At 50.1% G+C, this 24,635-nt stretch carries 23 protein-coding genes; all 23 read left to right on the top strand.

Annotated features, from left to right (window positions below):
• Nucleotides 1-2 precede the first annotated feature (2 nt).
• The 23 genes from MKX50_RS11090 (at nucleotide 3) to truB (ending at nucleotide 24,605) form a co-directional block, all read left to right on the top strand.
• The gene (locus MKX50_RS11090) at nucleotides 3-791 is read left to right on the top strand and encodes a FliA/WhiG family RNA polymerase sigma factor (RefSeq protein WP_213588603.1); all 789 of its coding nucleotides are present in this window, start codon (nucleotides 3-5) and stop codon (nucleotides 789-791) included.
• 47 nt (nucleotides 792-838) lie between these two features.
• Nucleotides 839-2,251: a FapA family protein gene (locus tag MKX50_RS11095; protein ID WP_339159631.1), complete on the top strand. Its 1,413-nt coding sequence runs from the start codon at nucleotides 839-841 to the stop codon at nucleotides 2,249-2,251.
• 38 nt (nucleotides 2,252-2,289) lie between these two features.
• A complete protein-coding gene (locus tag MKX50_RS11100) occupies nucleotides 2,290-2,610 on the top strand; it encodes a hypothetical protein (protein ID WP_213588601.1) in 321 nt (106 codons plus the stop codon).
• A gap of 55 nt (nucleotides 2,611-2,665) precedes the next feature.
• On the top strand, nucleotides 2,666-3,316 hold the full coding sequence (locus MKX50_RS11105) for a hypothetical protein (RefSeq protein ID WP_339159632.1): 651 nt from the start codon (nucleotides 2,666-2,668) through the stop codon (nucleotides 3,314-3,316).
• Nucleotides 3,316-3,969, top strand: coding sequence for a hypothetical protein (locus MKX50_RS11110; protein ID WP_339159634.1), 654 nt, complete (start codon nucleotides 3,316-3,318; stop codon nucleotides 3,967-3,969). The genes MKX50_RS11105 and MKX50_RS11110 overlap by 1 nt, the downstream gene beginning before the upstream one ends.
• 198 nt (nucleotides 3,970-4,167) lie before the next feature.
• Nucleotides 4,168-4,866, top strand: a complete 699-nt coding sequence (gene rpsB, locus MKX50_RS11115) for a 30S ribosomal protein S2 (protein WP_155610996.1) — start codon at nucleotides 4,168-4,170, stop codon at nucleotides 4,864-4,866.
• Nucleotides 4,867-5,010: 144 nt separating this feature from the next.
• On the top strand, nucleotides 5,011-5,661 hold the full coding sequence (gene tsf, locus MKX50_RS11120) for a translation elongation factor Ts (protein ID WP_155610997.1): 651 nt from the start codon (nucleotides 5,011-5,013) through the stop codon (nucleotides 5,659-5,661).
• A 164-nt stretch (nucleotides 5,662-5,825) separates the two neighbouring features.
• Complete coding sequence (gene pyrH, locus MKX50_RS11125) at nucleotides 5,826-6,554, top strand: UMP kinase (protein ID WP_213588598.1); 729 nt, start codon at nucleotides 5,826-5,828, stop codon at nucleotides 6,552-6,554.
• The gene (gene frr / locus MKX50_RS11130) at nucleotides 6,554-7,108 is read left to right on the top strand and encodes a ribosome recycling factor (RefSeq protein ID WP_213588597.1); all 555 of its coding nucleotides are present in this window, start codon (nucleotides 6,554-6,556) and stop codon (nucleotides 7,106-7,108) included. Before pyrH ends, frr begins: the two co-directional genes overlap by 1 nt.
• Before the next feature lie 69 nt (nucleotides 7,109-7,177).
• Nucleotides 7,178-7,945 (top strand): isoprenyl transferase, encoded by a 768-nt coding sequence (locus tag MKX50_RS11135; RefSeq protein WP_213588596.1) that lies wholly within the window; start codon nucleotides 7,178-7,180, stop codon nucleotides 7,943-7,945.
• A gap of 21 nt (nucleotides 7,946-7,966) precedes the next feature.
• Nucleotides 7,967-8,770 (top strand): phosphatidate cytidylyltransferase, encoded by an 804-nt coding sequence (locus MKX50_RS11140; RefSeq protein ID WP_213588595.1) that lies wholly within the window; start codon nucleotides 7,967-7,969, stop codon nucleotides 8,768-8,770.
• A 71-nt stretch (nucleotides 8,771-8,841) separates the two neighbouring features.
• Complete coding sequence (locus MKX50_RS11145; RefSeq protein WP_213588594.1) at nucleotides 8,842-9,981, top strand: 1-deoxy-D-xylulose-5-phosphate reductoisomerase; 1,140 nt, start codon at nucleotides 8,842-8,844, stop codon at nucleotides 9,979-9,981.
• 117 nt (nucleotides 9,982-10,098) lie between these two features.
• The gene (rseP, locus tag MKX50_RS11150; protein WP_213588593.1) at nucleotides 10,099-11,376 is read left to right on the top strand and encodes an RIP metalloprotease RseP; all 1,278 of its coding nucleotides are present in this window, start codon (nucleotides 10,099-10,101) and stop codon (nucleotides 11,374-11,376) included.
• A 33-nt stretch (nucleotides 11,377-11,409) separates the two neighbouring features.
• Nucleotides 11,410-12,861 carry a proline--tRNA ligase gene (gene proS, locus MKX50_RS11155; protein ID WP_213589395.1) on the top strand — a complete coding sequence of 484 codons (1,452 nt, stop codon included), beginning with the start codon at nucleotides 11,410-11,412 and terminating at the stop codon, nucleotides 12,859-12,861.
• 151 nt (nucleotides 12,862-13,012) lie between these two features.
• Nucleotides 13,013-17,329 (top strand): PolC-type DNA polymerase III, encoded by a 4,317-nt coding sequence (locus MKX50_RS11160; protein ID WP_339159637.1) that lies wholly within the window; start codon nucleotides 13,013-13,015, stop codon nucleotides 17,327-17,329.
• A 180-nt stretch (nucleotides 17,330-17,509) separates the two neighbouring features.
• The gene (gene rimP / locus MKX50_RS11165; protein WP_339159638.1) at nucleotides 17,510-17,971 is read left to right on the top strand and encodes a ribosome maturation factor RimP; all 462 of its coding nucleotides are present in this window, start codon (nucleotides 17,510-17,512) and stop codon (nucleotides 17,969-17,971) included.
• Nucleotides 17,972-18,010: 39 nt separating this feature from the next.
• Nucleotides 18,011-19,108 (top strand): transcription termination factor NusA, encoded by a 1,098-nt coding sequence (gene nusA / locus MKX50_RS11170; protein ID WP_155611006.1) that lies wholly within the window; start codon nucleotides 18,011-18,013, stop codon nucleotides 19,106-19,108.
• A 40-nt stretch (nucleotides 19,109-19,148) separates the two neighbouring features.
• Nucleotides 19,149-19,463, top strand: a complete 315-nt coding sequence (locus tag MKX50_RS11175) for a YlxR family protein (RefSeq protein ID WP_213588590.1) — start codon at nucleotides 19,149-19,151, stop codon at nucleotides 19,461-19,463.
• Entirely contained in the window at nucleotides 19,456-19,779 is a 324-nt protein-coding gene (locus MKX50_RS11180; RefSeq protein WP_213588589.1) for a ribosomal L7Ae/L30e/S12e/Gadd45 family protein, read from the top strand. The genes MKX50_RS11175 and MKX50_RS11180 overlap by 8 nt, the downstream gene beginning before the upstream one ends.
• Nucleotides 19,772-22,321 (top strand): translation initiation factor IF-2, encoded by a 2,550-nt coding sequence (gene infB, locus MKX50_RS11185; RefSeq protein WP_213588588.1) that lies wholly within the window; start codon nucleotides 19,772-19,774, stop codon nucleotides 22,319-22,321. The genes MKX50_RS11180 and infB overlap by 8 nt, the downstream gene beginning before the upstream one ends.
• 15 nt (nucleotides 22,322-22,336) lie before the next feature.
• A complete protein-coding gene (rbfA, locus tag MKX50_RS11190) occupies nucleotides 22,337-22,690 on the top strand; it encodes a 30S ribosome-binding factor RbfA (protein WP_213588587.1) in 354 nt (117 codons plus the stop codon).
• A gap of 17 nt (nucleotides 22,691-22,707) precedes the next feature.
• Nucleotides 22,708-23,685, top strand: a complete 978-nt coding sequence (locus MKX50_RS11195; protein ID WP_213588586.1) for a bifunctional oligoribonuclease/PAP phosphatase NrnA — start codon at nucleotides 22,708-22,710, stop codon at nucleotides 23,683-23,685.
• Nucleotides 23,682-24,605, top strand: a complete 924-nt coding sequence (gene truB, locus MKX50_RS11200) for a tRNA pseudouridine(55) synthase TruB (protein ID WP_213588585.1) — start codon at nucleotides 23,682-23,684, stop codon at nucleotides 24,603-24,605. Before MKX50_RS11195 ends, truB begins: the two co-directional genes overlap by 4 nt.
• The last annotated feature ends 30 nt before the right edge of the window (nucleotides 24,606-24,635 follow it).

Consider the following 24,635-nt stretch of genomic DNA (forward strand, 5'->3'; position numbering starts at 1 on the left):
AATTGGACGAGCGGAAGACATCCACTTTGAACTACGCCGATGTGTGGGAGCGATGGAAAGAACACGGAGATATTGAGGCCAAAAAGGAGCTTATCGAGAAGCATTTGCACATTGTCGATTATGTTTCGGGACGTCTGGCTGTTGGCCTTCCCAAAAATGTCTCTAAAGACGACTTATCCAGTAACGGCGTAATGGGTTTGATAGACGCTGTGGAAAAATTCGATTATAAAAGAGGTTTGCAATTTGAGACCTATGCTTCATGGAGGGTTAGAGGGGCAATTTTGGACGGTCTAAGGCAAGGGGATTGGGTGCCTCGATCCGTTCGGGAGAAAGCCAAGAAAATTGAAGAGGGATACCAGCACCTGGAGCAGCAGTATCTTCGTTCCGTGACAGATTTAGAGATGAGTGAATATTTGAATGTCAGTGAAAGGGAATTTCAAAATATGCTGCAGGAAGTTGCCGTAATGACACTATGTTCATTGGAAGACCCGATTCGAGAGGAAGAATCAGAGACGCGGCTCACCTTGTTAATTGACGAGAAAGCCAAGAACCCTGATTATAAAGTAAGGGAATTTTTCCTGAAGGATTCTTTAGCTAAAGGAATCGAAAAGCTGACGGAGAAGGAACGTACCGTTGTTTCCCTACTATATTATGAAGATTTATCCTTGAGTGAAATTGCGGAGGTGATGTCGCTTTCCCCGTCACGTATTTCTCAACTCCATTCCAAGGCGATCCTTCGGCTCCGCGGAAGCTTGGAGAAGCAGAAAGACTTGTTGATGCTGGAAGATTGAAGCACAATTGGCTTATTAGAATTAATGAATGGAAGGAGGAACGACTTATGGATTACATGAATGATCTTGGCCAAATATTGAGCGTGACAACGAATGACGACAAAACAGTTGCATACCTGCAGTTTTTGAAGAAAGATGAAGAGTTTACCTGCACGCCGGAGGTTTTGCAGCATTTTCTGCGCGGCGAAGGCATCAAATTCGGCATACAAGAAGATATTGTTGCCCGATTTGCCATGAATGCGAAGGAATACTTTTTTAGCAAGACACCGATTGCCATTGGAATCGAACCAGTACAAGGAAAGGACGGCTCGATCCGTTATGCCGTGCCGATGGATGGTGAGGATCAGCACCATCGACCGGCGGAAAGCGATGACGGTACCGTGGATTTCAAGGATGTAACTCGACTGAACAACGTTCGGAAGGGACAACTCATCGCTGAACTGGTTCCGCCTGTACCCGGTCATCCCGGAACGGCGGTCACCGGAGAGTCGATTCCCTGCAAAGAAGGGAAGGCAGCACGTTTTAAGGTGGGCAAGAACGTTGTTCTTAATCCGGAACAAACGGCGATGTATGCGGCTATCGACGGCTTGGTCACCCAGACCGAAAAAGGCAAGCTGAATGTATTTCCGGTTTACGAGGTCAATGGAGATGTAGATTACAGCATCGGGAATATCGATTTCGTAGGCACCGTTGTCATACGCGGCAACGTTCTGACCGGATTTCGGGTATGCGCCTCCGGTGATATTCGCGTCGTCGGCGGAGTAGAGGGCGCAGAATTGATCGCAGAAGGATCTATTGAAATTACGGGCGGCATTATTGGTTATAACAAAGGGCTCGTTAAAGCAGGGCAGCAAGTAAAAAGCGCCTTTATCCAGGACGGCAATGTGACGGCTGGCGAGGACATCGTTGTAACCCAGAGTATTATGCACTCTAATGTTCGTGCCGGCAGAGATGTGATCTGCAGCGGCACCAAAGGTCTAATCGTTGGAGGCAACATACAAGCCGGAGAACGGGTTATGGCGAGAGTTATCGGCAATCCGATGTCTACGGCCACATCGATCGAGGTGGGCGTTCTTCCGGAGCTGCGTAATGAGCTGCTGGAATTGCGCCAACAGCTGAAGGATCAAATGGCGAATGTCGACAAGACTGAGAAAGCGCTTACCCTCCTCGACCAATTAGCTTCTATGGGCAAGCTCACGCCGGATAAGGTGGCGATGAGATCCAAGCTTAACTTGACTAAGAAATCGAGCATGCAGGAACTGGAGGAGATCAGGGAGCGCATGCTGCATATCGAGAAGGCATTGGAGGAAACAGGTAACGCGCGTGTGGATGTTCTGAAGATGATCTATGGCGGCTCCAAAATTGTCATAGGCAGATACACCAAATATATTAAAGAACCGATATCCAGAATGTCCTTCTATTATACTGAGGGAGACATCGCTATGTCGGCTTACGTCTAATCCACGCAATTGTCCTATAACGGTGCGAGGTGATTGTCATGAATATGAAATCCGTGGAAATGCAAATCGCTCTTCCCCGTACTAACGAAGCAGGGCGCATCCAGCAGGATCAGCAGCAAAGACCGCTTATCGACCAGACTATACTTGCCGGGCAGAACATGAAGACGAGCGAGCTTGAGCGCGGGAAGAGCCAGGCTATGGAGCAAAGCGCGCGTAACAAGACGGTAAAGCGGGAAGAAGATGCCGCTTCAGGCCAGGACAAGGAACAACGGGATGCCGAAGAGCAGCAGGAGGAGCGGGACAAGGAAAAGGCCGCAAAGCATCCTTTTAAAGGCCGGCACATCGATCTGTCGCTCTAAACTGTTAGACGTAGACGCCTAGATCATTACACACAGTAAAAAGGTGAGGATAACATTGTCATTTGGAGAACCATGGTTTTATATTGTGATACTTGGGGCTGCTTCTATATTATATGCATTCATTCTACCCGGGCGGAAACCGGCCGGAGCGAGTGAAGCCGCCAGTGATGTGGAAGCCACCCTTGAACAGTATATGGCGGAGATTGAGAAAGAAAATGAGGAACTGATCGATTTGGTCGCAGGGATGAAGCAAGAGCTAAACTCCAAGCAAATGTCGCAGCAGGAATCGATTGCAGAGCTGCGCCAGCGTCTTCTTGAGGCGGAGCAATTGAATCGGCAGCTGGAATCCCGAATGGGAGCTTTGGAAAATTCAGCGTCATTAACCGGATTACCGGCATCTGGGCCGTTAGCAACTCCCTCGATTAGCGACTCATCTACTCAACTGACAGTGGCTCATTTAGACAATGCAAGCCTTTCTACAGCCGAACCTGAAGCGGCTGACAGCATGGGAGCGCCGGTCCCTGAAGCTGCAGGCGAGCCAGAAGCAGAGATGCCGGGAGCGGAAAATTCTCTGCGAAGCAGATATCCGGAGCTGTTTGACTTGTACGAAAAAGGAAAATCCATCGATATGATCGCTAAATCTATCGGTATCCAGCGCGGTGAGGTCCAGCTTATTTTGCAATTGGCTAACAGGGAGGACGCTTAATGTTTAGAAATCGCAACTTCATGTTAGGACTGGGGATTGGCCTTATCGCCGGCGCTTTTTTATTGCAATTGATGAATATTGGACAAGGACAGCAGAATAAACCCGTTACGGTCGAGCAAATTCAGCAAGCTGCAGAGAAGCTTCGACTGAAGGTTGTGAGCGAGGATGAGCGTCTGCTGACAGAAGAAGAGTGGAAGGCCGAAATGGAGAAGAAGGTTGAGGAAGAGGCGGCTGCGGAAGAACCAGTTCAGCCGAAGCAGCCTGACACTCCAGCCAAGCCTGCGGTGCCGCAGGAACCGCATTCGGACGGCGGGGGCGCTTCTGGCGGCTCGGCAACCAGCAAATCTGAAACTGCCGTCCCGGCGGCACCTGAGCTGCCAGATGCCAAGGCCCCGGCAACCGCTGAATCCGCTTCGGTCAATCAACCTGAACCTGTAACGGTAAAATACAAAATTGCTTATGGAGACAGCCTGACAGCGGTCGCCGATGGCTTGAAGAAGGCTGGGGTAATCTCCAGCAGCGAAGCATTTATCAAGGAAGCATCCAAGCGCGGCATAAATACAAAAATCAGAACCGGGACGTACTCGTTTCAAATTGGCGAGAAATACAGTTCGATCATTACAAAAATAACCGCTAAGCCATCAGCCAAATAGGATGGTTTTCCTTGTTTTAAGGCATCAAAGAACTTCAGTTGCATCCCCGTGCCGATTATGGTATATTAATTGACGGTGTTATAACGCACGCAGGTTGATTTTACCAAGGGTGCTTACCATAAATATGGGAGTCTTGGTTAAAGATGAAACTTGCGGAGGAAGCATCAAACAAAAACCAATCTTAGGAGGTGCGTGGAGATGGCAGTCATTTCCATGAAACAACTGCTTGAAGCAGGCGTACACTTCGGACACCAGACACGTCGCTGGAACCCGAAAATGGACCGTTATATCTTTACTGAAAGAAACGGTATCTACATCATCGACCTGCAAAAAACAGTCAAGAAAGTCGAAGAAGCTTATAATTTTGTAAAGAGCATCGCTGAAGAGAACGGTACTATTCTGTTCGTAGGTACTAAGAAGCAAGCTCAAGATTCCGTGAAAGAAGAAGCTGAGCGCGCTGGCCAATTTTATATTAACCAACGCTGGCTTGGCGGAACTCTAACCAACTTCCAAACCATTCAAAAACGGATTGATCGTTTGAAACAATTGGAGACTTGGGAAGAGGACGGCACTTTCGAAGTGCTTCCGAAGAAAGAAGTTATCATTCTGCGCAAAGAGAAAGATCGCCTGGAGAAATTCCTTGGCGGCATCAAGAACATGAAGGGTCTGCCAAGCGCACTGTTCGTCATCGATCCTCGCAAAGAGCGCATCGCTGTTGCAGAAGCACGCAAATTGGGTATCCCAATCGTAGGTATCGTTGATACAAACTGCGATCCGGACGAAATCGACTATGTCATCCCAGGTAACGACGACGCGATTCGCGCGGTTAAATTGTTGACTGGTAAAATGGCAGATGCTGTGATCGAAGCAAACCAAGGGGAGCAAACAACGGCTTAATGCTGGGCTTCCATTATAAGTAATGAATTAAATGAAAAGGGTGGTTGGTAGGTGTCAAACCTCTCACTGCCCTTTTTTTAAAGGATAAATCTTTGGTCATTTTCACAGATTAGGTCCTATAATTGATTATGGAGGGAATTTAAAATGGCAGTTGATGCAAAAGCGGTAAAAGAACTACGCGAAAAAACAGGTGCAGGTATGCTCGATTGCAAAAAAGCGCTTGAAGAAGTTAACGGTGATATCGAGAAAGCAGTCGAGTTTCTTCGTGAGAAAGGTTTGGCTGCATCTGCGAAAAAAGCCGGACGTATCGCTACTGAAGGTATCGTAGAATCTTACATCCATGCGAACGGTAAAATCGGCGTTCTCGTTGAAGTAAACTGCGAGACGGATTTCGTTGCGCTTACGGATCAATTTAAAGAGTTCGTTCGCGACATTGCAATTCATATCGCTGCGTCCAACCCTCGTTACGTACGCCGCGAAGACGTTCCGCAAGATGAAATCGAGAAGGAGAAAGAAATCCTTAAAGCTCAAGCGCTCAACGAAGGAAAACCTGAGAAAATCGTTGAGAAAATGGTGGAAGGACGTATTTCCAAATACTTCGAAGAGTACTGCTTGCTGGAGCAATCCTTCGTTAAAGATCCGGACAAAACAATCTCCACGCTGCTTAACGAGAAAATCGCTACAATCGGCGAGAATATCTCGATCCGTCGTTTCGTTCGTTACGAGCTGGGCGAAGGCCTGGAGAAAAAAGTGGATAACTTTGTAGAAGAAGTTATGTCCCAAGTGAATCAATAAGAGCACCATTCAATTAAATGTTATAGAGAGATGGAACACGGCGTGTTCCTTCTTTTTTAACCAAACGCCCTTAATTGTGTGAGCCTGGGAAGCGCGGTCCCTTCGTTGGGCCGTTCCTCTCCGGCAACCTCTAAGAGGGTTCATCTAAAGTGGAGGGTATACAATTGGAGCAGCCAGTTTTTAAACGTATTGTATTGAAGGTCAGTGGGGAGTCGTTAGCCGGTCAAAACGGGTATGGGATCGATGCGGAGACGATTTCATCGATTGCTCAGCAAGTGAAAGAAGTGGTTGAACTGGGCGTGCAGGTCGCCATCGTATGTGGCGGCGGCAACATATGGCGCGGTATTGCGGGCAGTGCGAAGGGCATTGACCGTGCTACGGCGGACTATATGGGGATGCTGGCTACCGTCATGAATTCGCTCGCTTTGCAGGATGCGTTGGAGCAAATTGACGTGCCTACACGGGTTCAGACTTCGATCGCCATGCAGCAAATCGCGGAGCCTTATATACGGCGCCGTGCGATCCGGCATTTAGAGAAAGGCCGCGTCGTCATATTTGCAGCTGGAACAGGCAACCCATTCTTCTCTACGGATACGACAGCAGCACTGCGTGCCGCTGAAATTGAAGCCGAAGTAATTCTGATGGCTAAAAATAAAGTGGACGGCGTATATTCTGCGGATCCGTTCGTGGATCCGACAGCCGAGAAATATGAAATACTTACCTACATGGAAGTGCTCAGCAAAAACCTGGGCGTTATGGATTCCACGGCATCATCGTTATGTATGGACAACGACATTCCGCTTATCGTGTTTGCGATTACGGAACAAGGCAATATTAAACGTGTAGTCCTCGGTGAGAAAATCGGAACGACTGTGAGAGGGAGTGTAGATTAATGCCGCAATCGATTAAGAAAAACGCTGAAGAACGTATGGATAAAGCGATCCAGGCTTTGAAAAGAGATTTGGCGACATTGCGTGCCGGAAGAGCCAATCCTTCACTGCTAGATCGCATTCAAGTGGATTATTACGGAACCCCGACGCCGGTTAATCAGCTGGCGAACATCAGTACGCCGGATTCCCGTACATTGATGATTCAACCTTGGGATAAATCATCGCTGGCCGAAATTGAGCGCGCGATTCAGAAGTCCGACCTGGGACTTACGCCCGCTAATGACGGGTCGATGATCCGTTTGTCGATTCCACCGCTCACGGAAGAACGCCGTGTGGATTTGGTCAAAATGACGAAAAAATTCGGTGAAGAAGCGAAGGTTGCGATCCGCAACATCCGTCGCGACGCAAACGATGATATCAAGAAGCTTGAAAAAACGGAGATTTCGGAGGACGAATCCCGCCGACATCAAGAGGATATCCAGAAGTCAACGGATAAATTTATCGCGGAAGTCGATAAAGTGCTCGCTGCGAAAGAAAAAGAGATTATGGAAGTTTAAGAGACGAAAGCGGCCCCTCCTTTTACGGTGGGGTTTGTCTCTTTTTCATCACCGGCTGGAGGAAGAGGAATGATCAAGTTATTTCAATCCTGGTGGAAAAATAGGGGGAAACGTTCTGTCGCAGCGCTGCCAGCGGACAACATTCCGGAGCACGTCGCCATCATCATGGACGGAAATGGACGTTGGGCCCGCAATAAAGGGCTGCCGCGGATTGTTGGACATCGCAACGGAATGAAGGCCGTGAAACGGGCGACGATTGCAGCGGATGAACTGGGCATCCGGATTTTGACTTTATATGCATTCTCTACGGAAAATTGGAAACGTCCGAAGGATGAAGTGGATTTTCTGATGTCGCTGCCGCAGGAGTTTTTGGCCCTTGAGCTTGAGGAACTGATCGAGAAGAACGTTCAGGTGCGCATGATGGGCCATACGGACAATCTTCCCCGGCATACGCTTGAAGCGATGGAGGAAGCGGTATCCCGAACGGAAAACAACACCGGCCTCATTTTGAATTTTGCCCTGAATTACGGCAGTCGCCGCGAGATGACGGAGAGCATGAAGGTGATCGCACGCGAGGTTCAGACGGGACAGTTGTCCCCGGAGGACATTACGGAAGAAATGATCAATTCCCATTTATTATCGCAAGGATTGAGCGACCCGGATTTGCTCATTCGCACGGGCGGTGAACTCCGGTTGAGTAATTTCATGCTCTGGCAAGCGGCTTATAGCGAACTTTGGTTTACGGATCTATATTGGCCTGAATTCGGCCGCGAGCAGCTGGTGGAAGCGGTCGCCGAATATCAGCGGCGTACGCGTCGCTATGGTGGATTATCATAGCAGGATAGAAGGTGTAGAAGGTTGAAAACACGTTTAATTACAGGACTGATTGCCGGCGTCTTTTTTTTAGGCATGTGCCTGATCGGCGGAATAGGATATCAGATGCTCATCGTGGCTATGGCTTTGGTAGGCTATTATGAGTTTGTCCGGATGATCAAACTGCCCCCATTCAGAGGCGCTGCAATTTTCGGTTATATATGCATACTCTATATGACGTTCCCCTGGAGTTTGCTGGGCCTGAGCATGCCGCTGGAGGTTTTGCCCGCCCTGTGGTTAATGATGTTCCTTTTTCTGGCCATTACGGTGTTTACCAAAAATGATTTTCCAATTAGCGAGGCTGCTATCTTGTTTCTTGGAACTGCCTATATCGGTATCGGATTTTCGGCCATTGCGATGACGCGAATCACGCCGGATGGACATGGCGTCTTCTGGACGTTTCTGATGCTGGCTGCGATCTGGAGCAGTGATGCAGGGGCTTATTTCACGGGAAGAAGGTTCGGCAAGCATAAGCTATGGCCGGCCATTAGCCCTAACAAAACTGTGGAAGGGGCCGTCGGAGGCATTGCTTTGGCTGTGGTAGCAGCGGTGATATTCTCCCTGTTCTCGGGCGGACTTTTAACGATTGGACGAGCACTTCTTCTTGGCGTATCAGCCGCTGTTGTGGGACAGCTTGGCGATTTAATCCAGTCTGCCTACAAGCGGGTTTACGGGATTAAGGATACGGGCAAGCTTCTGCCGGGTCACGGCGGTATTCTAGACCGCTGCGATAGTTGGGTTGTAGTATTTCCGTTCGTACATATTCTAATGCTGCTTCCTTACTACTAAGAATCTGTCCTGAAAATATAAGGGTTCCTTATGGGCCATGGAAATAGTCATTAAATCAGGTGAGGTATGTTATGAGAAAAATAGCTGTCATTGGTTCTACCGGATCGATTGGAACGCAAACGCTGGATGTTGTCAGACAGCATCCTGATCAATTTGTCGTTGAAGGCTTGGCTGCGGGTTCGAATATCGATCTATTCGTCCAGCAGGTCAACGCTTTTCGTCCGAAGAAGGCTTCCATCGGAAATAAGCAGCTTGCGGAGCAAGTGGCCCCGCTGCTTCCGCCTGGGGTTGAGCTGTATTACGGCGAGGAGGGCCTGATCGAGGTTGCTGCAGGCACTGAGGCTGATTTTGTGCTGAGCGCTATTGTTGGGAGTAGGGGACTGCCTCCAACCTTAGCTGCGATTGCCGAGGGGAAAACGATTGGGCTGGCTAATAAGGAAACGCTGGTGACGGCAGGGCATATCGTTACAGAGCTTGCTAAGCAGAAGGGGGTTGCACTGCTTCCTGTAGACAGCGAGCACTCGGCGATTTTCCAATGCTTAAACGGGGAGAGCAGAGATGATGTCGAGCAGATTACATTGACGGCTTCGGGAGGCTCATTCCGCCATTTATCGCGGGAGCAGCTTGGAAATGTGACGCTGGAGGATGCTTTGAAGCATCCTAACTGGTCGATGGGAGCGAAACTAACGATCGATTCGGCCACGATGGTCAACAAAGGATTGGAAGTCATTGAGGCGCATTGGCTTTTCGGTCTTCCTTACGATAAAATCAATGTGCTTCTGCATCCCGAGAGTATTATCCACTCTTTCGTTGAATATCGTGACGGAAGCGTGATTGCCCAGCTCGGTACTCCGGATATGCGCATCCCCATTCAATACGCGATGACTTATCCTGCTAGATTCTCATCCGCATCCAAACGTTTGTCGCTGGCAGAGGTCGGCAAGCTTCATTTTCAGGAAATGGATTATGAGCGATTCCCCTGTTTAAGACTTGCCTACGAATGTGGTAAAATAGGTGGGACGGCGACGACGGTGTTTAATGCAGCCAATGAAGCTGCGGTCGCCCGTTTTATGAAGCGGGAAATTTCATTTCTGCGGATTGAAACGATCATTGAAACCGTACTCTCCAGGCATATACCTCAAAAACAAGCCGATCTTGAAACGATTCAAGCTGCGGATCGGTGGGCTAGAGAGATGGCCGCATCGTTGTAATCACCCCGACCGCTGGGCAAAAAAGTTTCCACAATGGTATTCTCTTGTGCCTGATCGGAGAATAATGATAATCTAAATGAATTGGACGATCTGTGGCTAAAAGGAGGATGCTTTCGATTGGAATTGCTGAGAATTATATTTTTGACAGTGCTCATGTTCTTCGTCATCGTTACGGTTCATGAGTGGGGACATTATTACTTTGCCAAACGGGCTGGGATACTCGTACGTGAATTCGCGATTGGCTTCGGGCCGAAACTGTTTTCTTACCGCAGGGGAGAGACCCAGTTCACCCTTCGTTTGCTGCCATTTGGCGGATATGCGAGAATGGCGGGAGAGGATCCGGAACTCGTTGAGATCCAATCCGGACAAACCATAGCCCTGCGCTTAGACGGACAAGATGTCACCAAAATTTATCTCGACCGTCTGGATAATCGAAAGAATGTCATTCGAGGCGAAGTCACTGAGATCGATTTGGAAGACCGGCTCGCTATCGCTCTGGACGTAGATGGAGAAATTCTCAACTATAAAGTGCATCCTCAGGCAATGATGGTGGCCAAAGGCAAGGAGACGCAAATTGCTCCTCGCAACCGGCAATTCGCGAGCAAGACGGTGGGCCAGCGGGCATTATCCATCTTCGCCGGACCGCTGATGAACTTCATTTTGGCCTTTGTCCTCTTCGCCCTTCATACGCAAATGGCAGGAGTTCCTTTTGATAAACCTGATCATTTGGAAATCGGCGACGTTATGGACAATATGCCCGCCTCAGAGGCTGGATTACAGCGAGGCGACATTATCGAGACGATTAACGGAGTGCCTGTAGGCACGGACGCTGAGAAATTGATTGAGACGATTGCTGCTTCCAAGGACGTACCGATGGAATGGACGGTCCGCCGCGGGGATCAGGTGCTGCCGATTACGATTACGCCGCGAGCGATGGAGAATCAGCAGGGCGGCAAAGTAGGCACCACGATCGTAACTTATTTCGAGATGCGCAAAGCCAGTTTCGGCGAGACGTTTACTGTTGCTGGCAAAGATATGGTGAATACGACCAAAATGATCTTTATCGGCTTTCAGCAATTGATTCAGAAATTTTCGATGGATGACCTGGGAGGACCGGTACGGACCTTTGAGGTGACAGGGCAAATTGCGAAGCAAGGCATCGTGAAATTGACCTACTGGGCGGCGATACTGAGCTTGTATCTGGGCATTTTTAATTTACTGCCGATTCCGGCTCTCGACGGCAGCAGGCTCATCTTCCTTGGCGTTGAAGCGGTTCGCGGGAAGCCGATTGATCCAAATCGCGAGGGAATGGTTCACTTTATCGGCTTCGCCATGTTATTTCTGCTTATGATTGCTGTAACCTATAATGATATTTTGCGATTAATTAACGGATAATATTGTGTTTATTATGGGAGGACTAGGTTGGATATGGCTAATGAGGAGAAACAATTCGTAACTGAAATTACCCCGCAAAGCGAGGATTTCTCGCGCTGGTACATCGACGTCATCAAGAAGGCGGACTTGATGGATTACTCGCCGGTACGCGGCTGCATCGTCTTTAAACCGGACGGTTACGAAATCTGGGAGCACATTCAGGAAGAATTGGATCGGCGCTTTAAAGAGACAGGACACCGCAACGCTTATTTTCCGCTCTTTATACCGGAGAGCTTCTTTCAGAAGGAGAAGGAGCACGTCGAGGGATTTAATCCTGAGCTCCCATGGGTAACCGAAGCGGCGGGCGAGAAATTGGAGGAACGGCTGGCTATTCGTCCGACCTCGGAGACGATGATCGGCCATATGTACGAGAAGTGGATACAATCTTATCGCGACCTTCCGGTACTGATCAATCAGTGGGCCAACGTCGTTCGCTGGGAGAAGCGGACATTGCCATTTTTGCGGACGAGCGAGTTTTTGTGGCAGGAAGGCCACACGGCGCATGAGAATGAGCAGGAAGCTCGTGAAGAAACCATGCAAATGCTGGAAATCTATCGCGATTTCGTTGAAAACTATCTCGCCATCCCGGTCATCGTTGGACAGAAGACACCTTCGGAGAAATTCGCCGGGGCAGTGGACACCTATTCCATAGAAGCGATGATGAAGGATGGGCGGGCCGTTCAGGCCGGAACATCGCATTACCTGGGCACGAATTTTGCTGTAGCCTTCAATATTCAATATTTGAATCGGGATAACGTTCAGGAATACGTGCATACGACCTCTTGGGGCGTCAGTACGCGTCTGATCGGCTCTCTCATCATGGTTCATGGCGATGACCGAGGGCTTGCTTTGCCGCCGAAAGTGGCGCCAAAACAGGTTATGATCATTCCAATCGGTCCTCCTAAGACGCGCGATGCCGTAGTAGGACGGGCGGATGAATTGTTCGCTCAGTTGAAGAAGGCAGGCATCCGTGTCGGAATGGATGATCGTGCAGATGTGCGGCCAGGCTGGAAATTCAATGAATATGAAATGCGCGGTGTGCCTGTACGCCTTGAAATTGGTCCGCGTGATATGGAAAATGGCGTCTGCGTGCTCGTCTCTCGGATTTCCGGAGAGAAGAAGGTTGTCCAGCAGGATAATCTTGTAGAAGAGGTTCAGGCGATGCTGGAGCAGGTTCACAACGAAATGTACGAACGTGCTAAATCTTTCCGCGACGAGCATTTCTACAGCGTGGAAACACTGGATGAAATGAAAGCGAGCATTGAAGAGAAGCGCGGCTTTACACTGGCCGGCTGGTGCGGTTCCGAGGCTTGCGAGCGTCACGTCAAAGATGAGACAGGTGCGACAAGCCGCAATATTCCTTTTGAACCGGCGACGAAGAAATCGAAATGTCTAGTATGCGGCGAAGAAGCTGAACATACGGTTGTTTTTGCAAGAGCCTATTAAAGATGAAGTAAGAATTCAAATAGGAGGGCTTCCGGCAGTGAGCTGTCGGGTAGGCAGCAGCCTGCTCGGACCTCGTGAACGGAAGCTCTCTTTTAAACTGTCCGCACGTACCTTAACCTCATATTGAGGAATGTATCAGGGGGAGGATATCATGACCGCAGTTGGGGAGAAGAGACAACGGCTGGAGTTGTTAATGCAGCAAGCGGAAATGCCTGCTGGTTTGACCGATCCATATTTCCTAGACGGATGGATTGAGCAGGTGGAAGTAAGCCGAAGCAACCGGGAATGGAAGATTGCCATCGGCAAAGAATCACTCGTGCCTGCCCAGGCTTATCGTACTTTTTGTTTGCGTGTGAAGGAACGGCTGGAGCATATCGCGCAAATTTCGTTCGAGTTCCGATATGGGAAGGATGTATCCGCAGCTGATATCGTGTCGGAGTACTGGAAGCTCTTTATCGAGTGGGTGCAGCGGGAAGTGCCGTCCGCCAATGGCTGGATGGCCCGGGCGATTTGCGAGACTGAGGGCGATCTGGTGACGATTACGTTCAGCGATGCGATGGCCCTTGAACTGGCCAAAAAGAAAAATATCGATCGTTATATTGTATCTTTCTACGAAACGTATTTTATTTTGAAGCTTCGCGTAAAGCTGCAGACTGGGGAGAATAGTGCCGAAGCATTTGAAGAATTCCAGCAGCGTATCGTTGAGGAAGAGCGCGAAGTGATTCAGCAAATGATGGAGAGCATGGCAATGGAAGCTCCGCCCGAAGAGGACGAAGGCGAAGTCGTCAAGCTTCAGATCGGATACGATATCAAAGAGCAGCCGGTTCCGCTTCAGGAAATACAGGATGAGGAGAAGAAGATTACGATTCAGGGCGTGATTTTTGGATTGGATCGTAAGGAGCTGCGCAACGGGAACACATTGTTTATTTTCAATTTGACGGATTATACCGATTCATTGCAAATGAAGCTGTTCGCCAAAAATAAGGAAGATCTGAAAATCATGAACCAGCTGGCCAACGGCAAGTGGATCAGGGCCCGCGGCCGGGTGGAAATGGATCGCTTTATGCCTGTGCCGGAGCTGGTCATGATCCCTTCTGACGTAAATGAAGTGACCGCTCCGCCAAGCCGGAAGGACAACGCACCAGAGAAGCGCGTCGAGTTCCACCTGCATTCGACCATGAGCACGATGGATGCGGTAACTCCAATTGGCGAATATATCAAAACAGCGGCCAAATGGGGCCATAAGGCGATTGCCGTTACTGATCATGGCGGCATTCAAAGTTATCCGGAGGCTGTTAAAGCAGCAAGCAAGCATGGAATCAAAATGATTTACGGGCTAGAGGCGAACGTGGTCAATGATAATGTTGCCGTCGTCCTTCATCCGCGTCCGGATGACTTGAAGAGCGCTACATATATCGTATTCGATATCGAGACGACAGGCTTGTCGGTAACGCAGAACAAAATCATCGAAATTGCCGCGGTCAAAATGGTGGAAGGCAAGGAAGTCGACCGTTATGCTACGTTCGTAAATCCCCATGTGCGCATCCCTTACAATATTCAGCAATTGACGAATATTAACGATGACATGGTCAGGGATGCTCCGGACGTAGAACCTGTGCTGAAGAAATTTGTCGAATTTGTGGGCGATGCCATTCTGGTTGCCCATAACGCCAGATTCGATATCGATTTCGTGAATGCCAAGCTTAAGGAGCTCGGGCTGCCACCGCTGAACAATCCGGTGCTCGATACGCTGGAGCTGGCCCGGATGCTGTTTCCGACGATGAAGAATCACCGTCTCAACACGCTTGCCGCCAAATATAAGGTATCGCTCGAGAACCATCACCGAGCGATTGACGATACCTTAGCTCTGGGCGAAATACTAAACGGTCTCCTGGACGACGCGGTCAAGATTGAGGGATATAAAACGCTGGATCAGCTTAACGCGAAGGTAGGCAAGGATTTATCTAATGCGCGGCCGTTCCACTGCTGCATCTATGCACTTAATATGACCGGGAAGAAGAATTTGTACAAATTGGTCTCCATGTCCCACACGGAGTATTTCAAACGGGTTGCCTGCATTCCGAAGTCGAAGCTTGCCGAGATGAGGGAAGGTCTTCTGATTTTATCCGGCTGTGAGAAGGGCGAGTTCTTTGAGACAGTTCTGAATAAATCAGTAGAGGAAGCCGAGCAAGTGGCGGAATTTTATGATGTGCTGGAAATTCAGCCGCTCACGATGTACATGCATCTTGTTGAGAAGGGGCTGGTAGGGAGTGTTCAGGAGCTGGAGACGGCGCTGCGCAAAATTTGCGAAATCGGCTTCAAGCTTGGCAAACCGGTTGTGGCTACCGGCAACGTTCACTACCTAGATCCTCGCGACAAAATATACAGGGATATTACGATCCACGGCATTACGGGGTTTAGCCCGCTTAAGGATATCCGCAAGCCGGATGCTCATTTCCGGACGACCGAAGAAATGCTGGAGGAATTCCAATTTCTTGGAGAAGAGAAGGCATATGAGGTCGTGGTGAAAAATACGTCGGAGTTGGCCGATACTTTTGAAGACCTGGAGCTGTTCCCGGATAAGCTGTTCACTCCGATTCTTGAAGGGGCCGATGAGGAAATTCGCAATACTTGCTACGAGACCGCTAGATCGATTTATGGCGAGGATTTGCCGGAGGTTGTCGTTCAGCGTCTAGAAAAGGAACTGGAGCCGATCATTAAATACGGCTTCTCGGCCAACTACCTGATTTCCGAGCGGCTCGTTAAAAAATCGAACAGAGACGGTTACCTGGTGGGCTCCCGGGGTTCAGTCGGTTCCTCCGTAGTGGCAACGTTCCTCGGGATATCGGAGGTTAATCCGCTTCCAGCGCATTATATCTGTCTGAACCCAGAGTGTAAGTATAGCGAATGGTTCTTGGACGGAAGCGTGCCGAGCGGATTCGATCTTCCGGACAAGCCGTGTCCAAAATGCGGCGAAAAGTTGAAGGGCGAAGGCCAGGACATTCCTTTCGAGACGTTTCTCGGGTTTAAGGGGGACAAGGTTCCCGATATTGACTTGAACTTCTCGGGGGAATATCAGCCGCATGCCCACAACTATACGAAAGAGCTGTTTGGGGAGAAAAGCGTGTTCCGGGCTGGAACGATCGGCACGGTAGCTGAGAAAACGGCGTTCGGTTTCGCCAAGAAATATGAGGAAGAGCATCATAAGCAGTGGCGCGGCGCCGAGCTGAACCGGCTAGCAGCCGGATGTACGGGTGTGAAGCGAAGCACGGGCCAGCATCCCGGCGGGATCGTCGTCGTTCCGGATTATATCGAGGTCGAGGACATTACGCCGGTGCAATTTCCTGCGGATGATGTCAATGCCGAATGGAAGACGACGCATTTTGATTATCACGCCTTCGACGCGAACCTGCTGAAGCTCGATATTCTCGGACACGATGATCCGACGATGATGCGGATGCTCCAGGATTTGACCGGCGTCGATCCGACGACGATTCCGATGAATGATCCGAAGGTCATGAGCATGTTCAACTCTACCGAGGCGCTCGGGGTTACTCCGGAGCAAATTCGCACCCCTGTAGCGACGTATGGCGTTCCGGAGATGGGGACGAAGTTTGTGCGTCAGATGCTAATCGAATCGCAGCCATCTTCGTTTGCCGACCTTCTACAAATTTCGGGGTTGTCCCATGGTACGGGAGTATGGCTGGGCAACGCCCAGGAACTGATCAAGAATGGGACATGCAACATTAAGACGGTTATCGGTTGTCGGGACGATATCATGCTGTATCTGATCTACAAAGCTGGTATGGATGCTGGCTTGGCGTTTAAAATTACGGAGAGCGTACGTAAAGGGAAGGGTCTGACCCAAGAGTGGATTGATGAGATGAAGAGATGCAAAGTGCCGCAATGGTATATAGACTCCTGTCTTAAAATCCAATACATGTTCCCGAAGGCGCACGCTGCCGCATATGTTATTTCGGCGGTGCGAACCGCATACTTCAAGCTGTATCATCCGATAGAATACTATGCGACGTATTTCTCAGTGCGCGGTGAAGACTTCGACATTGAGCTATTTTGCCAAGGGTATGAAGCGATCTATCGCAAAATTGAAGAAATCGAGCAAAAGGGCTTCCAGGCGCTGCCGAAGGAACGGAACATGCTGCCGATCCTGGAAATGGCGCTGGAAATGACGGCCCGCGGCTTCCGCTTCAAGAGCATCGATCTTTACCGCTCCGACGCAACGCGCTTTATCGTAGACGGCGATGCCTTGATCCCTCCGTTTTCCGCGCTTGCGGGAATCGGCGATAATGCGGCCAAAAATATCGCCGCTGCGAAGGAGCAGGGGGAATTCCTGTCGATCGAGGATTTCCAGCAGAAATCCAAAGCATCAAAAACGGTGGTGGAGCTGCTCGGTTCGATGGGATGCTTCCGGGGGCTTCCCGAAAGCAACCAGCTTTCCCTGTTTTAAATTCCAACCGCACGGCCTAGCTTCAAGTCACTGAAGTAAAGGTGATTTACTTGTCACTCATGCCGGACTATGTTATAATTTTTTTGGTAATCATGGAGATAGAGCCGTTGTTTAAAGAGTGGGGAAACCCACTCTTTACTCTTTGGTATATAGGAATGAAAATGATGGAGGTATGTACGCTTGAGCACACCGAAGATCAAAGCGACCGTGGAAGAGATGGTTCTGCCCTTTTTGCAGGAGAACGGCTTTGAACTGGTAGACGTGGAATATGTGAAGGAAGGAAGCAATTGGTTTCTGCGCGTCTTCGTTGACAAGGATGGCGGTATCGATATCGATGACTGCGGCCGGATCAGCGAATATTTGAGCGAGAAGCTGGATGCTGACGATCCAATTCCGTCCGCTTATTTTCTGGAAGTTTCTTCACCTGGGGCGGAGCGTCCGCTCAAAAAGGCAGAGGATGTAGCCAAAGCCGTAGGGAAGGATGTATTCGTAACTACATATGAACCGGTAGAAGGTCTGAAGGAATTTGAAGGCCGGCTTCTTTCTTTTGACAATTATGAACTGGTCATTGCCGTAGGAAAGAAGAATTATGCCATTCCATATAACAAAGTTGCCAGCGCAAGGTTGGCCATCATTTTTTAATGACCTGAACGGGAAGATGAAAGGGGGAACTTGAGGCAGATGAGTATGGATTTTATTGAAGCCTTAAATGAGTTGGAAAGGGAGAAAGGAATCAGCAAGGACATTTTGTTCGAAGCGATCGAAGCAGCTCTGATTTCCAGCTACAAACGCAATTTTAACACGGCACAGAACGTTCGCGTCGATATGAATCGCCACACCGGGGCAATTAAAGTATTTGCCCGCAAGCTGGTTGTCGAAGAAGTGCTGGATCCCCGGACGGAAATTTCACTGTCGGCCGCCCGTGAGATTAATCCAAGCTTTCAATTGGACGATATTTCCGAGATCGAGGTCACGCCTCGCGATTTCGGGCGCATCGCTGCACAGACAGCTAAGCAAGTTGTGACCCAGCGTATCCGCGAAGCAGAGCGGGGATTGATTTACAACGCATTTATCGAGAAGGAAGAGGATATCGTTACGGGGATCGTGCAGCGTCAGGATCAACGCAACGTGTATGTGGATCTGGGCAAAATCGAGGCCCATCTTCCGCTGAATGAACTCATGCCTAACGAGAAGTTCAAGCATGGCGACCGGATCAAGGCGTACATCACGAAAGTAGAGAATACGACCAAGGGGCCGCAAATTCTGCTATCCCGCACGCATCCGGGACTGCTGAAGCGTCTGTTCGAGCTTGAAGTGCCGGAGATATTTGACGGCGTCGTTGAGATTCGCTCCGTAGCGCGTGAAGCTGGATTCCGTTCCAAAATCGCGGTTTACTCCCGCAATAGCGAAGTGGATCCGGTTGGCTCTTGCGTAGGCCCTAAGGGGACTCGCGTCCAAACAATCGTGAACGAGCTTCGCGGTGAGAAAATCGATATCGTGCGTTATTCCGAGAATGTTGAGGAATATGTAGCTAACGCGCTTAGCCCTTCGAAGGTGCTGGAAGTTCAGGTATTCGAAGAGGAGAAGATGGCCCGGGTGATCGTTCCCGATTACCAGCTTTCGCTCGCTATCGGTATTAAAGGACAGAATGCGCGTCTTGCAGCGAAGCTGACGGGATGGAAGATCGACATTAAGAGCGAGAGTCAAGCGGAAGAGGAATTTGGAAGAGAGAAGACCGATTCTGGCGAAATGCCGCAGGATTCCGTCTCCGTCGATTAACTTCAACCTCTAATGCAAGTATGTAAGGGGGGCGATGGAAATGAAGCCTAGAAAGATTCCGCTGCGCAAATGCGTGGCTTGTAACGAAATGAAGCCCAAGAAATCGCTGATTCGCGTCGTTCGTTCTCCCGAGGGAGAGGTATCGATTGATTTGACCGGCAAAAAATCTGGCCGCGGCGCTTATTTATGCGGCCAAGCGTCCTGCTTCAAACTGGCTCATAAGAACCGGGCTTTGGACAGGGCGCTGAAATCTCCGGTGGGCGCGGAGGTTTATGAGCAATTGGCACGGGACTTCCTTGCGGTCGAGGATGAGTTCATTGCTGAACGCGACCGGGAAGAGGATGCGGATGAGTAAGGTGCTGTCCGGGCTTGGCCTAGCGATGCGGGCAGGCAAAGTAGTTACCGGGGACGAGAGCGTTCTTAAGGCAGTTCGCTCCGGGGAGGCTAGTCTTGTAATCGTTGCAGAGGATGCGTCGGAGAATGCCCGCAAGAAATTTCGCGACAAGTGCGCAACCTATAAAATTCCACTGATCATCGGATTCGGCCGTGAAGAGCTTGGCTCTAGCGTCGGCAAGCCGGAACGGGTCGTTCTGGCTCTGATCGATCAGGGATTTGCCGATATGATTCGGAAAACGATCGTGAAAACGTCGGAGGTGGAGTATATTGAGTAAACAAGAGAACAAAGATAAGCTCAGGGTATATGAATATGCGAAGTCGCTCAATATGAGCAGTAAGGAAATTATTACAATTCTTAAGCGGTTGAACATTCCGGTCAATAACCACATGAGTGTGATGGAGAATGATGCTGTAACACGGGTAGAGCAGTTTTTCAAAGATATTAAGAGCAATGCCGCTGCCAAAAGGGAAGGTTCCGAGCCTGTGAAATCTCCTGCCAAATCGTCGGCTCCCGCTTCCGCAGGAGGAAGTCAATCGCCGAAAACCGGGACCGGTACGAATGCCGGTCAGCGTGAAGATCAAGGGCAGAGCCTTAGAACCAGCAGCAGCGGATCAAGCAACACCAAAAATCAACAAGAAAAGCAGGTAAGTATGAATAATAGAACAAATAACGCAAATACATCCTCCTCGGGAGGAGCACAAGCAACGCAGGAAAGAAATAACCGTCCAAGCGGCGGACATCAGCAGGGGAATCGCAATAATTCCCAGGGTAACCGGGGTTCCCAGCAAGCTGGCGGACAACGTTCAAACGCCGGTTCAAGCGGCCCGCGGGCGGGACAGGGCACAGGCCATGCATCGTCCCAAGGGAACCGCAATCAAGCTTCGGCGCCACGCCAGGAGAATTCTAACAAGGATAATGCCCGCAAAGGGAATAATAATAACAGACCAGGTCAAAGACGTTTTGACGATAACAGACCGGGGAATTTCAAGAATAACCGCGGCGGTAAAGGCGGCAGAGGTGGTAAAGGTGCTCCGCAGCCGCCTCGCGAGAAAATTGACAACACACCGAAGAAAATTATTGTTCGCGGCAACATGACTGTTGGCGAAGCAGCCAAGCTTCTGCATAAGGACGCTTCCGAAGTTATCAAGAAGCTCATCATGCTCGGCGTCATGGCGACGATCAACCAAGAGCTGGACATTGATACGATTCTCCTGCTCGCCGGTGACTTCGGCGTAGAGGTTGAAGTGAAAATTCCGGTTGAGGAAGATCGTTTCGAGACCGTCGAAGAGAACGATGATGAGGCGGATTTGAGAGAACGTCCTCCAGTTGTAACGATTATGGGACACGTCGACCATGGTAAGACGACGCTTCTCGACGCCATTCGTTCGACAAATGTCAGCAGCGGCGAGGCTGGCGGTATTACCCAGCATATTGGTGCTTACCAGGTAGAGATTAATAATAAAAAGATTACGTTCCTGGATACTCCGGGGCACGAAGCGTTTACGGCGATGCGTGCCCGCGGTGCCCAATTAACAGATATTACTATTATCGTCGTCGCGGCAGACGACGGCGTCATGCCGCAAACGGTGGAAGCGGTCAACCACGCCAAAGCTGCTGGCCTGCCGATTATCGTGGCTGTCAACAAGATCGACAAGCCGACGGCCAATCCAGATAAAGTGAAGCAGGAACTGACGGAGTATGGTCTCGTTCCAGAGGAGTGGGGCGGAGATACGATCTTCGTCAACGTATCCGCGAAGCAAAGAATGGGATTGGAAGATTTGCTGGAAATGATTCTTCTCGTAGCGGAAGTTAATGAATATAAAGCGAATCCGGAAAAACGCGCGCGCGGTGCGGTTATCGAGGCCGAGCTGGACAAGAGCCGCGGACCGGTTGCCCGCGTGCTCGTGCAGCACGGTACGCTGAAAGTCGGCGATGCGTTCGTAGCTGGTAACTGCTTTGGCCGTATCCGGGCTATGGTCAATGATAAAGGCCGCCGCATCAAGGAAGCCGGGCCGTCCACACCGGTAGAAATTACAGGCTTAACGGAAGTACCGCTGGCTGGCGATCCGTTCATGGTATTCGAGGACGAGCGCAAAGCCCGTTCCATTGCCGAGAAGCGCGCCATTACCCATCGCCAATCCGAGCTGGGCGGCAATACGCGCGTTACGCTCGATGATTTGTTCCGCCATATCAAGGAAGGCGAGATCAAAGATCTTAACGTCATCATTAAGGCAGACGTGCAAGGCTCTGTAGAGGCGCTTAAAGGCTCCTTGGAGAAAATCGAAGTGGAAGGCGTACGCGTGAAAATCATTCACAGCGGTGCAGGCGCCATCACGGAATCTGACATCATCCTTGCAGCTGCTTCCAATGCGATCGTAATCGGCTTCAACGTTCGTCCGGATAACCAGACGAAGGCGACGGCCGAGCAGGAGAAGGTGGATATTCGTCTCCACCGCGTCATCTATAAAGCGATCGAAGAAATCGAGCAGGCGATGAAAGGGATGCTTGATCCTGAATATAAAGAAGTTGTCATTGGTCATGCCGAAGTTCGCGATACGTTCAAGCTTAGCCGCGTAGGCACGATTGCGGGCTGTATGGTAACTTCCGGTAAAATTACGCGCAATGCCGAAACCCGCCTCATTCGCGACGGAATCGTCGTATATGAAGGCAAAATCGACTCGCTCAAACGCTTCAAGGACGATGCGAAGGAAGTCGCTCAAGGCTACGAGTGCGGTATTACCCTTGATAACTTTAATGACATTAAAGAGGGCGACGTCATCGAAGCATTTATTATGGAGGCCGTCGAACGGAAGTAAGGTGAGGTGACAACAATGGCTAAAAATCGTACTGGCCGCGTAGGCGAACAGATCAAGAAAGAGCTCAGCCTGCTCATTCAGAATGAGGTCAAGGATCCTCGGATCGGATTTGTCACGGTGACTGGCGTCGACGTGACAAGCGATCTTTCGCAGGCGAAGGTATACATCAGTGTTTTCGGCGACGAGGAGAAGAAGTCGGAATCGCTGAAAGGGCTGGAGAAAGCAATCGGTTTTCTGCGGACCGAGCTTGGCAAGCGGATGCGTTTGCGTCACACACCAGAATTGATCTTTAAAGTCGATGAGTCGATTGAATATGGCAGCCGTATTGAGAAGCTGCTTGGCGAGATTACGCAAGACGAGGATAAATGAATTTAAAGGAGACGGCAATGCAGACCAATGAACAGGAGTTCCTACAGGTAGAGCACTTTCTGAAGGATCATGATGATTTCCTGGTAGTGTCGCATGTACAGCCGGACGGAGATGCAGTCAGTTCCACCCTTGTGGTGGGCTGGCTTCTCTCATGTCTGGGTAAGAATTACGTTATGGTCAACGAAGGGCCGATTCCTCAGCGTATGTCGTACCTGCTGCATTCGGATCGCATCATGGATCTGTCAGTGACCCCTCTAGGCAAAACTTATAAACATATTATCTGTGTTGATTGCGCTGATTTCCGCAGAGTCGGAAAAGCCAGCGAATATTTTGCGCCGGACGCAGAAATTTTGAACATTGATCATCATCCGACTAATGATGGCTTCGGCGGCATTAACCTTATCGTACCTGAAGCCGCAGCCACGGTTCAGGTGCTGTATGAGCTGGTGAAACGGCTGAAATTCGGGCTCGATCGGGACGTGGCTACAGCGCTGTATACCGGTCTTTTAACCGATACAGGTGGATTCCGTTATTCCAGCACCTCCCCCAAAGTGATGGCTATCGCATCTGATCTATTGACATATGGGGTAGATGGACCGGGATTGTCGCAACTGCTGCTGGAAGAAATGACTTTGGCACAAATTCGGCTGCTGACTAGAGCTTTAAATGGACTGCAGATGACAGAGGACGGCAAGATCAGCTGGGTTACGATCGATGACGAGGACATGGAGTTGTCCGGGGCCATCCATGAGGATCTGGAGGGGATTGTGAATTACCCCCGCAATATTCAAGGCGTTGAGGTTGGCTTGCTGTTCAAGGTGATTGATGATAATGCCGTGAAGGTGAGTATGAGGTCGGCTGGCAAGGTTGACGTAGCAGCTGTTGCTCAAAGCTTTGGTGGAGGCGGTCATGTTCGTGCCGCAGGAGTACGGATGCAAGGGAGTCTAGACGAGGTTGTCTCGCAGATTGTAGAGCAGGTGAAGGCCCGATTATGAAGCATAATTCCTATGAAGGAATACTTGCCGTCCATAAGCCGGCAGGATTCACCTCACACGACGTTGTGGCCAAAACCCGTGGCATATTAAAAATGAAAAGAATCGGCCATACCGGAACGCTGGACCCGGCGGTTACCGGGGTGCTGCCCCTTTGCCTCGGACGGGCGACCCGAATGGTGGAGTACCTGCAGGAGCTGCCCAAGGAATATGAAGCTACGCTGTATCTCGGTATCGCCACCGATACGGAGGACATGTCAGGCTCAATCATTGAACGCAAGGAAGGGATCAGCCTTACGGAGGAAGAGGTTAGAGCGGCTTTAGGCCAGTTTGTCGGGACGATATCCCAAGTACCGCCGATGTATTCCGCTTTAAAGCAGGACGGGAAACGTCTATACGAATTAGCACGGGAAGGTAAGACGGTTGAGCGTAAAGCAAGGGAAGTTACGATTGAGGAGCTAGAGCTAATCTCTTATGAGCCAGGTGGAGAATATCCGACCATTTCTTTTCGCGTGCTTTGCTCCAAAGGGACGTATATCCGTACGCTGTGCGTCGATATCGGCCGTACGCTAGGCGTACCGGCTGCAATGGCCGAGCTGAAAAGGACGGTCTCGGCGGGGATTACGGAAGACCAGTGCTTGACGCTTGAAGAAATAACGGCTCTGGCGGCAGATGGGATATTGGAAGAACGGCTTATTCCTGTAGACCGGGCCGTGAGTCATCTTCCGGCGCATCGTATCCCTGAAGAGAAGGTCAAGCAGGCTTTGCAGGGACAAAGACTATCTTCTCGGCTGCTTGATCCCCCTGTGCGCTGGGGAGAGAATATTCGATTGTACGGTGCAGAGGGACGGTTTTTAGGCATTTTTCGCGGGGAACCGTCTACCGGAGCGATTACACCAGTCAAAGTTTTCCCGCCAGAGTGAAATAGCGTGCTAATCCGAGTGAAATTGCAG

It is taken from the genome of Paenibacillus sp. FSL W8-0186 (genome assembly GCF_037969765.1).
GTDB lineage: Bacteria > Bacillota > Bacilli > Paenibacillales > Paenibacillaceae > Fontibacillus > Fontibacillus woosongensis.